The organism is Achromobacter sp., assembly GCF_036567245.1.
Lineage (GTDB): Bacteria > Pseudomonadota > Gammaproteobacteria > Burkholderiales > Burkholderiaceae_B > Achromobacter.
In genome coordinates this window covers 1-14,488 of record NZ_DATCUY010000668.1, presented here as the reverse complement: position 1 = coordinate 14,488, position 14,488 = coordinate 1, and the positions used below count along the sequence as shown (strand labels likewise).

At 66.6% G+C, this 14,488-nt stretch carries 15 protein-coding genes and 1 pseudogene; 6 read left to right on the top strand and 10 right to left on the bottom strand.

What is annotated here, in order from left to right:
- The 9 genes from VIR09_RS28555 to VIR09_RS28515 form a co-directional block, all read right to left on the bottom strand.
- The coding region (locus tag VIR09_RS28555) for a DUF1641 domain-containing protein (protein WP_332015932.1) at nucleotides 1–379 on the bottom strand (379 nt) is incomplete at its 3' end.
- Entirely contained in the window at nucleotides 376–1,566 is a 1,191-nt protein-coding gene (locus tag VIR09_RS28550; RefSeq protein WP_332015931.1) for an FAD/NAD(P)-binding oxidoreductase, read from the bottom strand. The genes VIR09_RS28555 and VIR09_RS28550, both read right to left, overlap by 4 nt.
- A gap of 89 nt (nucleotides 1,567–1,655) precedes the next feature.
- On the bottom strand, nucleotides 1,656–2,012 hold the full coding sequence (locus VIR09_RS28545) for a Rieske (2Fe-2S) protein (RefSeq protein ID WP_332015930.1): 357 nt from the start codon (nucleotides 2,010–2,012) through the stop codon (nucleotides 1,656–1,658).
- Nucleotides 1,987–2,859: an intradiol ring-cleavage dioxygenase gene (locus VIR09_RS28540; RefSeq protein ID WP_332015929.1), complete on the bottom strand. Its 873-nt coding sequence runs from the start codon at nucleotides 2,857–2,859 to the stop codon at nucleotides 1,987–1,989. Before VIR09_RS28540 ends, VIR09_RS28545 begins: the two co-directional genes overlap by 26 nt.
- A 9-nt stretch (nucleotides 2,860–2,868) precedes the next feature.
- Complete coding sequence (locus VIR09_RS28535) at nucleotides 2,869–4,329, bottom strand: aldehyde dehydrogenase family protein (protein WP_332015928.1); 1,461 nt, start codon at nucleotides 4,327–4,329, stop codon at nucleotides 2,869–2,871.
- 35 nt (nucleotides 4,330–4,364) lie between these two features.
- Nucleotides 4,365–5,378, bottom strand: coding sequence for a hydroxyquinol 1,2-dioxygenase (locus VIR09_RS28530; protein ID WP_332015927.1), 1,014 nt, complete (start codon nucleotides 5,376–5,378; stop codon nucleotides 4,365–4,367).
- A gap of 29 nt (nucleotides 5,379–5,407) precedes the next feature.
- A complete protein-coding gene (locus VIR09_RS28525; protein WP_332015926.1) occupies nucleotides 5,408–5,902 on the bottom strand; it encodes a hydroxyquinol 1,2-dioxygenase in 495 nt (164 codons plus the stop codon).
- A gap of 73 nt (nucleotides 5,903–5,975) precedes the next feature.
- On the bottom strand, nucleotides 5,976–6,944 hold the full coding sequence (locus tag VIR09_RS28520; protein WP_332015925.1) for a tripartite tricarboxylate transporter substrate binding protein: 969 nt from the start codon (nucleotides 6,942–6,944) through the stop codon (nucleotides 5,976–5,978).
- A gap of 50 nt (nucleotides 6,945–6,994) precedes the next feature.
- Nucleotides 6,995–8,572 (bottom strand): alkaline phosphatase family protein, encoded by a 1,578-nt coding sequence (locus tag VIR09_RS28515; protein WP_332015924.1) that lies wholly within the window; start codon nucleotides 8,570–8,572, stop codon nucleotides 6,995–6,997.
- A 137-nt stretch (nucleotides 8,573–8,709) separates the two neighbouring features.
- On the opposite strand from VIR09_RS28515, the gene VIR09_RS28510 reads away from it, so the two are divergent.
- From VIR09_RS28510 to VIR09_RS28485, 6 genes are all read left to right on the top strand, one after another.
- Entirely contained in the window at nucleotides 8,710–9,528 is an 819-nt protein-coding gene (locus VIR09_RS28510; RefSeq protein ID WP_332015923.1) for an IclR family transcriptional regulator domain-containing protein, read from the top strand.
- 294 nt (nucleotides 9,529–9,822) lie between these two features.
- Complete coding sequence (locus tag VIR09_RS28505) at nucleotides 9,823–10,698, top strand: NAD(P)-dependent oxidoreductase (RefSeq protein WP_332015922.1); 876 nt, start codon at nucleotides 9,823–9,825, stop codon at nucleotides 10,696–10,698.
- A gap of 65 nt (nucleotides 10,699–10,763) precedes the next feature.
- Entirely contained in the window at nucleotides 10,764–11,729 is a 966-nt protein-coding gene (locus VIR09_RS28500; protein ID WP_332015921.1) for a tripartite tricarboxylate transporter substrate binding protein, read from the top strand.
- Between the two features lie 36 nt (nucleotides 11,730–11,765).
- Nucleotides 11,766–12,443, top strand: a complete 678-nt coding sequence (locus VIR09_RS28495; RefSeq protein ID WP_332015920.1) for an RraA family protein — start codon at nucleotides 11,766–11,768, stop codon at nucleotides 12,441–12,443.
- A 29-nt stretch (nucleotides 12,444–12,472) separates the two neighbouring features.
- Nucleotides 12,473–13,489 carry a hydroxyacid dehydrogenase gene (locus tag VIR09_RS28490; RefSeq protein WP_414639474.1) on the top strand — a complete coding sequence of 339 codons (1,017 nt, stop codon included), beginning with the start codon at nucleotides 12,473–12,475 and terminating at the stop codon, nucleotides 13,487–13,489.
- A 73-nt stretch (nucleotides 13,490–13,562) separates the two neighbouring features.
- On the top strand, nucleotides 13,563–14,213 hold the full coding sequence (locus tag VIR09_RS28485; RefSeq protein WP_332015918.1) for a GntR family transcriptional regulator: 651 nt from the start codon (nucleotides 13,563–13,565) through the stop codon (nucleotides 14,211–14,213).
- A 9-nt stretch (nucleotides 14,214–14,222) separates the two neighbouring features.
- Here the strand turns inward: VIR09_RS28485 and VIR09_RS28480 are convergent.
- Nucleotides 14,223–14,488 (bottom strand): annotated as a pseudogene (locus tag VIR09_RS28480) (TetR/AcrR family transcriptional regulator); the annotation flags it as partial.

Genomic DNA, 14,488 nt, shown 5'->3' with positions numbered 1-14,488 from the left:
GCGTTTGCAGCGCCCGCAGCGCCACCGCCATGCCGCGGCGCGTGTCCTCGTCGCGCAGCAGGCCGATAAGGCCCGTCAGACTCGGCGGACGGGCTTCCTGCAGCGTGCGGGCATGGGCGTCGCGCAGCGTGTTGGCGGCGGTCCAGGCGGCGCTGCTGGCCTGCTCCGACAGCAGCGCCAGCTTTTCCACCATGGACTGGTCCAGCAGGTCCACCAGGTCCGAGGCCAGCGACAGCAGGTCGGCGATGTTGTCCAGCCGTCCGGCTTCGGCCAACAGGCCCAGCCTGTCGGCCAGGGCGCGCGCGCCAGGCCCGCCGCCCAGGAACGGGGATGGCGTATCGGCGGCCTGGGTGGCGCTTGCTTCGTGCGGCGCGTTCATAGCATTCCCCTTGCGACGGCCCAGTACAGGCCGCGATTGAACCCGTGGCGCAGCAGGCCGCCGAGCTTGGTGGGCGGCGTGGGCAGCACGTCGTGGGTGTAGTCGTACCAGAGCGGCATGCCGGCGTTCAGCCCCATCTGGGCGACCGCCTGCACCCGGCCGTCATAGGCGCTGCAGGGATGGCCCAGCCGGATCGCGCCGGCTATGTTGTTGGCGACCACGGGCGCCTGGTTGTGGCAGGAGCCGCCCGCCTTGCTGACGGGCAAGTCGACGGTGTCGCCGATGACGTAGACGTTCTGCAACCCGTAGACCTGCAGGGTTTCGTGGTCGGTCGGCAGCCAGCCTTCATTGTTCTCGGCCTGCGACACGCCGGATTCCAGCACCACGTCCACGGCGCGTATCGGCGGCGTGGCCATGAGGATGTCGAAAGGCTGCTCGCCGCCTTCCTCCGAATAGGCGATGCGCCGCTCCGGATCCACCCGCGACAGCGTGAAGCCGCGCTGGAACTGTATGCCCTTCTGCTCGAAGATGGCAGGCAGCACTTCGCAGGTCGGCCGCTGCAGGAACAGGCAGTTGCGCAGCAGCTGCGAGGTGGTGGGGTAGGTGTAGACGATTTCGATCTTGTCGCGCACACCGCGCCGCCGCAGATAGTCGTCCAGCATCAGCGTGGTTTCGATGGGGGCGATGCCGCATTGGTGCGGGACGTTGGGCGTCTTGGGGAAAGTGACGCTGATGAACACCCGCCCGCGCTCGATGCGCGACAGGCGGTCGGCCAGCTGCCTGGCGGGTGCGTACTGGTAGAAGTGGTCCCCGGCTTCCTTCAGCCCTTCGATGCGTTCGGGGGATGGTACGCAGCCCGTGGCGATGACCAGGTAGTCATAGCCGTAGCGTTTGCCGCTCTGCGTGGAGACTTCCTGGCGGTCGAAGTGGAACCGCGTGACCTTGTCGACGCGGAATTCGATTTCGGGCCGCAGCAGGGAGCGTTCAGGCCGTTTCAGTTCTTCCTGGAAGAAAAGGTTGAAGGCCACATACATGAAAGCCGGTTTGTAGTAATGGTCCGGCGTGTCCGAGAGCAGCGTGATGGAGACTTCGCCGCGCGTGATCTCGGGGTAGAGCTTTCCGGCCAGCTGATTGGCGAGCATGGTGCCGCCTACGCCGCCGCCTACGACAACAATACGCTTGTTCATAAACCGCCTCTTATGGAGAGATTCTGAGGGCAAGTGCAATGCGTCTGTGTGTGTAGCAATTGTGGCGGGTTACGTCAACCAGCCGGTCGTTACTCCAAAGCCGCGTAGACGCGCCCGGCATCCACGCGCAGCGCTTGGGGATCCAATGCCGCGCCCTGGCAGGGGCCTTCGATGCACAGTCCGTCCTCGAAGCGGAACAGGGCCGAATGATGCGCACACATCAGTACCTGGGCCTCATAGGTCAGGACCGCGCCGTGCGCGGCGTTCAGCGTGACGGAGAAGTGCGGGCAGCGGTTCAGGTAGCCCCAGACCGACTGCCCGCGCCGCAGCAGAATCACCGGTTGCGCGCCCAGGTCCAGCGTCAGCGAACCGCCATCCGGAATGTCCTCGACCTGGCACAGCGCCGCTTCAGCAGCGGGTTCAAGCGCGGGGCAACACGAAGTCATAGCGCCCCTCGTGGAAGTCCGAATCGAATCCATGGCGCTGGCCCAGCGCGGAGTCCGCGTCCTGGTGGCTGTATTGCAGCACCAGGGAGGGCTTCACGCCGAACACCGCGTCCGACGCGAGATACGGATCTCCGGCATTGAACAGATGGGTGACCAGCCGCTGGTGTCCCGGCGCGTCGATCATGAAATGCAGGTGCGCGGGCCGGAAGACGTGGCGGCCAGTGGCCGCCATCATGCGGCCCACAGGACCGTCGCCCGGGATCGGATAGGACACGGGCAGGATGGTGCGGATCGCGAAACTGCCGTCCTCGCCGCTGCGGTAGCGGCCGCGTAGATTGCCGTGTGGCTGGTCCAGGTCTTGGCCCGAGTACATGCCGTTGGCGGCCGTCTGCCACACGTCGAGTACGGCGCCAGCCAGCGGCCGGCCCTCGGTGTCGCGGACGTACCCGTGCACCAGCGCGGGCTCGCCGGGCGTCTGCGCCATGTCCTCGCCGGCTGCGCGCTCGGGCATGCCGGCCATGTAGAAAGGGCCGAACACCGTGCTTTCGGTGGCCTGGCCCGGCTTGCGGTGGTTGATGGCGTCCACCAGCATCGACACGCCCAGCGTGTCGGACAGCAGGATGAACTCCTGCCGCACCGCGCCGTCACAGATCTGGCCGGTTTCGGTCAGGAAGCGGATCGCTGTCATCCATTCGGCCTCGGTGGGCTCGACGTCGGCGACGAAGGCGTGCAGGTGCCGCACCAGCGACTGCATCAGCTGGCGCAGCCTGGGGTCCGGCGTCTGGGCAAAGGCCGCGGCGACCGTGTCGGTCAAGGCGGTTTCGGCGTTCGGCATGGCAGGGTTCATGGCGGCTCCTCAGCGCTTGAAATGCGGCGGCACGGTGGCGTCCACGTTGACCCACACGGACCTGGCTTCAGTGTAGTCATGCATGGCCTCGAAGCCCATCTCGCGGCCGTAGCCCGATTGGCCCACGCCGCCGAAAGGACTGCCAGGATTGACCCGCTTGTAGCAGTTGATCCAGCACATGCCCGCGTGGATGGCGCCCGCCAGCTTGTGGGCGCGCGCCAGGTCGCGCGTCCACAGGCCGCTGCCCAGACCGTAGTCGGTGGCGTTGGCGATGGCCAGCGCCTCCTCGTCGCTGCCGAAGCGCAGTACGGTGACGAAGGGGCCGAACACTTCTTCCTGCGCGACGCGGTCCCGGGGCCGGGCTTCGACGATGGTGGGGGCGACGTAGTAGCCGCGGGCCAGCTCGCCGCCGGGCGCCGAGCCACCCGTGAGCACGCGCGCTCCCTGTTCGGCGGCGATGCCCACATAGGACAGAACCTTGTCGCGGTGCTGGGCCGAGGTCAGCGGGCCCATTTCCGTATCGGGGGAACGCGGATCGCCCAGGCGGATGGAGTCGGCCAGCGCCGTGAAGCGCTCCAGGAAGGCATCGGCGATCTTCTCGTGCAGCATCAGCCGCGAGCCCGCGATGCAGGCCTGGCCCTGGTTGTGGAAAATGGCCCAGGCCGCGCCGTTGATGGCGGCGTCGAGGTTGGCGTCCTCGAACACGATGTTGGCGCCCTTGCCGCCGAGTTCCAACTGCACGCGCTTGAGATTGCCCTTGGACGCCTCCACGATACGGCGGCCGGTGGCGGTGGATCCCGTGAAGGCGATCTTGCCCACGTCGGGATGTTCGGCCAGCCTCTGGCCCGCTGTGTGGCCATAGCCGGGGACCACGTTGACGACGCCTTCGGGAAAGCCCGCCTGGGCCATCAGTTCGGCGATGCGCAGGGTCGACAGCGGCGTGAGTTCAGATGGCTTGAGCACCACCGTGTTGCCGGCCGCCAGCGCCGGCCCCAGCTTCCAGCTGGTGAACATCAGCGGAAAATTCCAGGGCACGATCTGGCCGACCACGCCGATGGGCGCGCGCTGCACGTAGTTGAGGAAGCCCGTTTCCACCGGGATGACGCTGCCTTGCAGCTTGTCGGCCATGCCGCCGAAGTAGCGGAAGCAGCCGGCGGTGCGCGGCACGTCCAAGCCGCGCGTGTCGCGTATCGGATGGCCGGTGTCCAGCGTTTCCAGCTGCGCCAGTTCTTCCGCGTTGGCTTCGATCAGGTCGGCCAGCTTGAGCAGCAGGCGGCCGCGTTCGGCGGCCGCCATGCGCGACCAGGCGGGAAAGGCGCGTTTTGCGGCCGCCACGGCGCGGTCCACGTCTTCGGCTTCGGCCGCGGCGATGGCGGTGATGAGGGTGGCGTCGTGCGGATTGAGCACGTCTATGGTGCCGCCGGCGGCCGCGTCGACGAAGCGGCCGTCGATATAGAGTTTGTTCTGCATGGCTCTGGATTCGTTATGAATGGGATGGGGCGGATTCAGAATGCGACCGGGTAGGGCGCAAGTTCGCCGCTTTCGTAGCGCTGCGGCAGGTCGGGGGTTGCGTTCTCCCAGACCAGCAGCATCGAGCGCTTGGTCGAATAGCCCTGATGGCGGATGTCCGCGGGCATGGCGCAGATGTCGCCGGCGCGCATGGTGACGCGGGCGCGCGGCGCGCCGGTGTCCTTGTCGCCGATGTCCCAGACGATCTCGTCCGACAGCTGCAGGAACCACTCGACGCGGTCGTTGCCATGGAACACCGGCAGGATGAATTCTTCCGTGGTGGGGCAGAACAGACTGGCGCCGCAAACGGACGTGACGGAAGGATTCCAGGTGACGTCCGAACGCGACAGGTACTTGAACAGGCTGAATGCATGCAGCGCATTTTCGTAGCCGGGCTCGGCATGGATCTGCGGCTCGTCCTGGGTCACGTCGGCGAAGGCCCGGTTGACCGGCAGGTCGTCGCGCAACGGCGAGTCTTCCGGCAGGCCCGGCATGCGCCGTGTGGCGATGCGCGAGCGCTCGATGGCGGCGATGTTGTCGCCATGCTTGCGGCCGAAGGCCGAGCCGGTCTCCTCGGGCGCGGCAAACGGATCGAAGCCCTCGTTGGTCCAGTCGTGCAGCATGGCCTTGAAGGTGGCCATGATGAGCGGGGTGTCGAAAGTCTCGGTGTAGTCCACGCCCGCCGCCTTCATGACGCCGTTGAACGAACCGGCGTAGACGTCCACCTTGCCGTAGTGGTTGCGCGTGCCGAACACGTGGTCGAAGTTGACCCAGCCGTAGAAGAAGCCCCAGGCCACGTCGCGCATCAGCGCGCGCAGGAAGGCATCGGCCGGGATGGCGTGGGTGCGGATCTGGCCTTTCGAGGGCCAGTGCACCTTGACGAAGTATTCGTCGCGGATGAAGGTGAACGCGCCGAGGTCGAAGCGCTTGTAGCCGGTCGCGGCGTCGGCGGCGCCGGCGGCGACTTTGCCGGCGGCGAAAGAGGGAGCGTGTGTGTCCAGCATGGCCATATCGGTACTCCTGAAGGAAAAAGGGGGGCTTACTGCAGGCAGATGTCCGCCCACTTCTCGACGGATAGCTTCCCCGCGCGGGTCTGTATCAGCAGCACGCCCGGATACGGCGCGGTGAATCGGTAGGCGCAGCCAGCGGGCAGCAGGCATTGGTGCCCGCGGCCCAGCAGCACGCGGCCCATGGGCTTACCGGCGGGAGCCTGGCCCGCCAGCACGCTGCCGTCCGCCGCGGCGGGCGGCTGGTCCAGCGCCAGGAACTCGACCTGGGCCTGGCCGTCCATCAGGATGGCGAACTCGTCGTGGCTGCACGCGTACCAGGGCGACACGCCCTCGGCGCGCAGGGTTTCGATGACGTACTCCAGGTTCTTGCCGACCACGACCTTTTCGTAGGGCGCGGCGTTCGCGGCCACCTCGAAGATGTTGGAAAAGACGTAGTGGCGCGGCGAGCCCTGCGTGATCTCGATCGAGCCCTTGCGATAGTCCTTCAGCGAGCCGAAGACGGTGGCGGGTGTTGCGGCGTTCATGTGGCCTCCTGTGTTTGGGGGATGCCGCCCGCGCGGCGGAAGTGGCGCGGACGGCGAGAGCGGGGCGGGCGGGTCAGTCGACCGTGAGGTTGATCTTGCGGATGACGCTGGTCCATTTGGCGGCGTCCTCGCGCAGCCGCAGCGCGGTGGCGTCGGGCGATTCGGGCTGTGGATCCAGGTCGTTGCCTTGCAGCTTCTGCTTCACCTCTGGACGCGCCAGGGCGCGCGCCACTTCCTCATTCATGCGTTGCACGATGGCGGCCGGCGTGCCCTTGGGCGCGAACAGCATTTCGCGGAAAGTGGCGTCGTAGCCAGCCACGCCCGCCTGCTGCATGGTCGGTACATCCGGCGCCTGGACCGAGCGCGCGCTGCCTGACACCGCCAGGCCGTAGAGCTTGCCGGCCGCCACGTAGGCCGCGACCACGGGCGACGCCAGATAGCCGCAGGGCACCTGCCCGGCCAGCACGTCCTGGGTGGCGGGTGACGGCCCCTTGTAGGGCACGTGCAGGATGTCCAGTCCTGCGCCGGACAGATAAAGCTCCATGGCCAGATGGCCCGGCACGCCCTGGCCGCCGGAGGCATAGCTGAGTGCGCCGGGCGTCTTCCTGGCTTGCGCGTCCAGCTGCGCCAGGGTGCGCAGGCCTGTCGCGGGCGAGCACACCAGCATCTGGTTGAAGTTCGCCAGCGCGACCACGGGCGTCAGATCGTCGGCCTTGAAGTTCAGCTTGCGGTAGATGGCCGGGTTGATGGTGACGACCGTGTCCGGCGCTTCGAGAAAGGTGTAGCCGTCAGCGGGCGAACGGACCACCGCTTCGGCGCCGATGTTGCCGCCCGCGCCGGGTCGGTTCTCGATGATGACTGGCTGCTTGAGCGACTGTCCCACGGCGTCGGCCACGATGCGCGCCGCTGTGTCGCCCGGCGATCCCGCGGGAAACGCGACCACGATGCGGATGGCGCGGGTGGGCCATTCCTCCTTCGGCTGGGCGTGCGACGCCGTGCTGGCGGCCACACAGGCTGCCAGCGCAAGTAAATGCGGTTTCATGCTGTCTCCTGACGTTTATTTTTCAGGCGCGCGGGTCCGGGCGCGCTGCGCTACCACCTGCCGATATGGATGCCGGCCGACTCCTCCTTGCGTGTCCATCCCGTCATGGCGGCGTGGCTGACGGTGGGGTGGATCTTGCGGTTGCGCAGCCAGTCGAACAGCATGGCCTGATAGCGTTCCCGGATGGGCGCGTGCGCGGGGGCCGCGCCCAGGTCGTCGTATTCGTCGGGGTCGGCGCGCAAGTCGAATAGCTGGGGGCGCAAGCCTTCGAAATGGACGTACTTCCACTCGTGGTCGCGCACCATGATGGTGTGGCAGCCGTCGGCGGGACGGCCCAGCGGTTCGCGCACGAAGTCGCGGAACGCGTAGTTGTTTTCAGAGAACACGGCGCGGCGCCAGTCGGCCGGCTCCTCGCCGCGCAGCAGCGGCAGCAGGGAACGTCCTTCGAGGATGTGGTCGGGGATTTCCGCGCCCAGGGCGTCCAGGATGGTGGGGACCAGGTCTATGGCTTCCACCAGCCGCGATTCCACCGCGCCGCGCTGCGCACTGTCGCCAGGCAGGCGCACGATCAGCGGCACCTTGGCCACGCAATCGTGGAACAGCTCTTTCTCGCCCAGGTAGTGATCGCCCAGGTAGTCGCCATGGTCGCTGCAGAAAATGACCATGGTGTCCTGGTCGTGGCCGCTGCGCCGCAGATAGTCGAACAGCACGCCCAGTTGGTCGTCGAGCTGCTTGATCAGGCCCATGTAGGTGGGTATCACGGTCTCGCGCACCTGGTCGCAGGAAAAGTTCCGGCTGACCTCGGCCTGCCGAAAGCCTCGCAGCACCGGATGCGCGTTCCCCAGTTCGCGCGCAACGCGCTTGGCCGCCAGCATGTCGTCGGTCGAATACATGGCGTGGTAAGGCGCGGGCGCGACATAGGGCCAGTGCGGCTTGATGTAGGACAGGTGCAGCACCCAGGGCTGCCCGCCGCTCTGCTCCATGAACTCGATCGCGCGCCGCGTCATGTAGGGCGTTTCGGAATCCGTTTCGGCAACGCGCGCCGGCAGGCCGGCATAGCGCATGTTCCAGCCGGACAGGATCTCGCCGTTGGCGCCCAGGGCCGAGTTGGCGTGGTCGTGCCAGGGGTTGGCGCCGTCGTAGCCTTGCTGGCGCAGGTACTGCGTGTAGCGGTGTGAATCATCGCTGAAGCCCGGCGGCCAGATGCCGTCGTCGCGGTCATAGGGTTCGAAGCCGCCTTCGGCCGCCAGGATGCCCGTGGCGCTCGCCGGGTCCATGCCCAGGCGCCGCATGCCGGTCCTGTCGGCTTCCACATGGGTCTTGCCCGCCACCGCCACGCGCACGCCCAGCGGGCGCAGATAGTCGCCCAGGGTCATTTCGCTGACCGGCATGGGCACGAAGTTCCACACTGCGCCGTGGCTGGTGACATAGCGACCGGTGTAATAGGACATGCGCGAGGGGCCGCAGACCGGTCCCTGCACGAAGGCATTGTCGAAACGCACGCCTTCGGCGGCCAGACGGTCGATATTGGGAGTACGCAGGCGCGGATGTCCATAGCAGGACAGGTAGTCCCAGCGCAGTTGGTCGCACATGATCCAGAGCACATTGCGTACAGCCTGTCCGCTCATTCCCGCCTCTCGTCCTGTTCCGCCAGCCACAACGGCTTTCGATAGACGTCACGATATTTCGCGGGGGCTGGGCGGCTCAAGCAGGTTTTGCTAGAGTTTCACTCAGTGAAATTCAGATCTGCGGAAAGAGAGGCGCAATGAGCCGTTGGACACCGAAGGTGAAGACGATAGACGCGCTTGAGCGCGGCCTGATCGTGCTGGACGAAGTACGTGCCACGCAGGGTGCCAGCCTGCAGGAATTGCATGTGCGCACGGGCTATGCCAAGGCCACCCTGCTGCGTATCCTGGCGACGCTGCAATTGCGCGGACTGATCTGGCGGCGGATCGCCGACGACTATTTCTGCCCGGCCAGCTCGCTCAATGAACCCAGCCGGCGCGCGCGCGTGCTGGACCTGCTGGGCCAGTGCGCGGCGCCTGAGCTGGACCGCCTGCAGGCGGAGGTGCTGTGGCCGTCGGACCTGACGGTGCGGCGCGGCAGCGCCATGATCGTGCGCGAAACCAATCGCAGCCAGTCGTACTTCACCATCCGCCGCGACAACATCGGCTTCCAGATCAACATGCTGCGCTCCGCGGTGGGACGCGCGTATCTGGCGTTCTGCGCCGACAAAGAGCGCGACTCGATCCTGGCCGCACTGCGTCGCAGCCGCCGCGAGGGCGACGCGCTGGCGCACGATTGCGCCGCCGTGGAAAAAATGCTGGAGCAGACCCGCCGCCAGGGCTACGGCCTGCGCGAGCAGCGTTTCGGCGGCGACTACGACAAGACCCGCAAGGACCAGAACGACAGGCTGGAGGCCATCGCCCTGCCCATCATGGCCGCGCCGGGGCGGCTCTACGGCTGCGTCAACATCGTGTGGATCCAGGGCGTGCGCTCGACCGGGCAGATGGTGGAGCAGTGCCTGGAGCCACTGTGCCGTACGGCGCGGGCCATCTCCGCCGGCATGAGCCGGCGCGCCTGAAGCGTCCAGGAATGCACTGCGGCGGCTGCCCCCCGCGCAGCCGCGCGCATCGCGCCATCCCCCATCCCTGAATCACCGCCGGGCCGCAGCGAGCGCCAGCGCCAATCCGGCGCAGGTGCCGCAAGTCGCCGTGCCTGCGCGCGCGTCCGGTTTCCAGGTTCCTGGCGACAGTGTTGGTTCAATTATTGTTTTTTTAATGTACTAAAAATAGAAAAAACCTAGGGTTTATACGAATAATATAGGCGAAATTTTCATTATATAAAGCATCATTGTTTTTTTATTGTATTTATAGAAATGAAAATTGCGCTGATAGGCTGCGGCGAGGTCGGTTTCTGCTATGCGCAGGCATGGAGCGCCGCCGGGCATACCCTGCTCGGGATCTGCGAGTTGCGGCAGGACGAGGAAATGGCGGGACACGCCCGGCGCCATGGCGCCGGATTGCACGCCGTGCCGGGGGCATGGCTGGGCGAGGCCGACATCGTGGTGTCGGCGGTGTATGGCCACGCGGCACTGGAGATGGCGCGACAGAGCTTCCCGCACATGCGCCAGGACGCGGTCTACGCCGACTTCACGACAGCCAGCGCTCCCGACATGCAGGCTGCGGCGGCGGGGGCCGCTGAACGGAATATCGACTTTACCGACGTCGCGATCATGGGCGCCATTGCCCTGCTGGCGGAACGTACGCCCTTGCTCTGCGCCGGGACCGGCACGGACGCAGTGCTGCGGCTGGCCGAGAGCGGCGGGGCGCCGGCGCGCGCCATACAAGGCGCTGCGGGCGATGCCGTGCGCCTGAAACTGCTGCGCAGCATCATGACCAAGGGCATGGAAAGCCTGGCGGTGGAATGCCTGGTGGCGGCCGAGTCCATGGGATTGAGAGCCTCGCTTTACGAAGTGCTGGCGGACATCGACCAGACGCCGCTTACGGCCTTCATGGATTCGTTTGTCCGATCCCACGTGCTGCATGCGCAGCGCCGGCAGGCGGAAGTCCGCGAGGCCCGCGAGCAACTGGTCGAGGCGGGACTGGAGCCCCTGGTTCTCGATGGCGTCGAACGGCTTTTCAGCCGGACCAGCAGGGGCATCCAGGATGCGCGGGCGGGCGGCGATTTCAACCTGCCGGATTCGGTGGAGGCGCGCCTGGCCTGGCTGACGGCTTTGGCGCGCGAGCGCTGAGCGCTGCGCTGCATCGCGACGCAGCGACGGCATATCCAACAAGAATCAACTGTGCGAGGAAGACAATGAAGGTTCTGAAGAAACTCCTGGCGGCGACGCTAGTGCTGGGCTGCGCCGCCGCGAACGCGGCGGATATGGGCACGGCGCCCATCACGCTCATTTCCCCGTTCCCGCCCGGCGGCGGCACCGATACGCTGACCCGCATGATCGGCAGCGCGATCGGCCAGGACCAGGGCTGGAACATGGTGGTGGAGAACAAGCCTGGCGCCGGCGGCAACCTGGCGCTGGACGCCACCGCCCGTGCGCGTCCGGACGGACATACGCTGGTGATGGCCCAGACCGACAACATCGTGCTGAATCCCTGGCTCTACAACAAGCTCAGCTACGACACGTTCAAGGATTTCAAGCCTATTGGTCCCGTGGCCACGTCACCGAGCGTTTTCGTGGTGCTGCCCGAATCCCCGTTCAAGACGGTCGGCGATGTGGTCAAGGCCGCGCAAGCTCGGCCCGGTCAGGTCTCGCTGGGCATTCCCGGCATCGGCGGCACCGGCGATCTGACCGGCTATCTCTGGCGCAAGGCGGCGAACATGGAGTTGATGCACGTGCCTTACCGGGGCTGGGGACAGGCGTTCCCGGACCTGGCCAGCGGCCGCATCGACATGTATGTGGGTTCGGTGGCTTCGCTGCTGCCGCAGATCCGCGGCGGCAAGGTCCGCGCGCTGGCGGTGGTTGCCAAGGAACGCTCGCCGGCCTTGCCCGACGTGCCCACGTTCGCGGAAAGCGGATTCAAGACGATAGACCAATCGATCTGGTGGGGCCTGATGGCTCCCGCCAAGACGCCGGACGATGTGGTCGCCGCGCTGAACCAGGCCTTGCAGCAGGTCCAGTCCCAGCCTGAATTGGTGAAAAAACTGGAAGACGCCGGCTATAGCGTGCTCAAGGGCACACCCGAGGATCTGGCGCGCCAGCATCGCGCGGACCACGAGATCTTCGGCAAGGTCGTGCAGGACGCCGGCATTCCCAAACAGTAATGGCAACGCATAGCAATTCCGCGACAAGGAGCAGAAATGATCGGTTTTGAGATCCACGCCCGCAAGCGTGCGGTGAGCAAGCAAACCGTGGACATGTTCAAAGGCGTGCCGGTCGCCAACATCAGCGACTGCATGTCGCGGATGACGGCCGGCGGCGCGCCCTTGCAGCCCATGCACGATGGCAGCCCGCTTGCAGGTCCGGCCCTGACCGTGCGCACCCGTCCTGGCGACAACCTGCTGGTGCACAAAGCGCTTGATCTGGCGCAGCCCGGCGACGTGATCGTGGTGGATGCGGGCGGCGACCTGACCAACGCCATCATCGGCGAAATCATGACCAGCTACGCGCAGACGCGCGGCCTTGCAGGCATTGTGATCAATGGCGCGATCCGCGATAGCGGCACGATCCGCCGCGGCGCGTTTCCCGTTTATGCGGCCGGCGTGACCCACCGGGGACCGTACAAGGACGGGCCTGGCGAGATCAACTGCGTCATCGCCTTGAACGGCATGACGATTGCTCCGGGCGATCTGATCCTGGGCGACGAGGACGGCCTGCTGTCGATCCCGTTCGCGCAGACGGAAGCGGTCTACCTGGCTGCCCAGTCCAAGCACGAACTGGAAACGAAGATGCTGGCGGATATCGCGGCAGGATCGCTCGATACGTCCTGGGTCGATGCGCGGCTCAAGCAGCTGGGCTGCGCCGAGGCGCAGTCGTGAGCCAGACTGCGCGACGACTGTCGGACAGCATGCGCATCGTCCGGCTGGATCTCTGGATCGACCCTGCGTTCGATGCTTGCATCAAGGGCGAGCCGGACTTGAGCGTCGAAGTGCTGCCTGCGCGCGACGAGGCGGTCACGGTGGCGGGATTGGCAGGCGCACATGCCTACCATGTCAGCGCGGCCAAGGATGAAGTCCCCGCGCGCTGGCAGGTTTCGGCAAGCTTGCTGGCGCAGTGCCCGGCACTGCTTTGCGTTTCGTCGGGCGGCGCGGGCTACGACACCGTGGACGTTGCCGCCTGCACGCGGGCCGGGGTGGCGGTGGTGAACCAGGCCGGCGCCAACGCCGCGTCAGTGGCGGAAATGACGTTCGCCTTGCTGCTGTCGCTGGTCAAGCGCTTGCGTGAATCCCAGGCTGCGCTGCTGGCGGGATCCGCCGCCTCGCGCGAAGCCCTGATGGGACGCGAGATCGAGGGACGCGTGCTGGGCATCGTGGGCCTCGGTGAAATCGGCCGCCGAGTGGCGCGCATTGCCGCCGGCTTCGGCATGCGGGTGATGGCAAGCGACCCGCTGCTCACGTCCGAGGAAATCCGCACCCGCGGCGCCGAGCCCGTGAGTCTCCCGCAATTGCTCGAACAGGCCGACGTGGTGAGCCTGCACTGTCCGCTGAACGACGAAACGCGGGGCATGATCGGGGCCGAAGCATTCGCCACGATGCGCCCCGGCGCGCTGTTTGTTTCGACCGCGCGCGGAGGCATCCATGATGAGCAGGCGCTGCTTTCCGCCTTGCAGCACGGGCGGCTGGCCGGCGCGGGGCTGGATGTCTGGAGCCAGGAGCCTCCCTCGCCCGGGCATGGCCTGCTGCTGCGTTCCGATGTCGTGGCAACCTATCACACGGGAGGCGTCACGCACGAAGGCCGGCGCAAGGTCGCGCAAGGATCCGCCAGCCAGATCATCGACATGCTGGCCGGACGCCGGCCCTCCCGGCTGCTGAATCCGGAGGTCTGGCCCAGGTTCCTGGAGCGGCTCGGACAACGCCTGCGCTGACGCGGCCATGCGCGATTGCCGGGGTGGGCTTCCGGTATAGTTCGACAACCCGGATCTGGAGTCATGCGCCATCATGTCGAGCGCCCGCGATTACGTTTATGCAGAGTTGCGCCGCCGCTTGATGGCAGGCTCCTTCATGCCCGGCGAACGCCTGCGCGAAGAGCACATCGCCGCCGAACTCTCCGTCAGCCGGACGCCGGTGCGCAGCGCGATCGAACGCCTGGTGACGGACGGCCTGGTCAAGCACGAAGGCCGGCGCGGAGCCGTGGTGCTGGGCTGGCAGGACCGGGACATCGACGAAGCGTTCGAGCTGCGCATGCTGCTTGAACCGTATTCCGCCAAGGCGGCGGCCGAACGGGCCAGCCCGGAACAGATATCCGAACTCGAGCGCATCAACCAATCCATGCTCGATGCCATCAACGCCGATGCTCCCGACAGCGTCGCGCAGGTGCAGCACTTCAATAACCAGTTCCACCACGCGCTGCTCGAAGCGGCGCAATCCGCCCGGGTGCGGTCCATGGTGGAAAGCCTGCTGGACATGCCGATCATCATCGGCTCGTTCTACTTCTACACCAAGGACGACATGCTGCGCAGCGTGGAGCATCATCGCCAGATCATCGCGGCGCTGCGCGCGCGCGACGCGGAATGCGCCCAGATCGCCATGCGTTTCCACCTGGCTTCTACGCACCTGCTTTTCCGCAGCCACCGCAAGTCGGGCCAGTAACCGGCAGGGTTACTCCCGAACCAGCTTTCCTGGCAGTCTCTTCCCGGATCGGGCCTCGGCCAGCGCCTGCGCGATGATGGCCTGGGCGGTCCAGCGCGCCACGTCCGTGAGTTCGGGCAGCTCCAGTTTCCAGATGTCCTTCAGCACCAGGAACACCTCGGTCCCGTAGACCAGCGACAGGGCCTGGGCCACCCGGTCCTGTTGGGCCGGCGTCAGCTCGGGCGCCAGCGGCGCGATGGCGCGCCGGAGGATGTCGACGCGGTGGCCGCGCACCA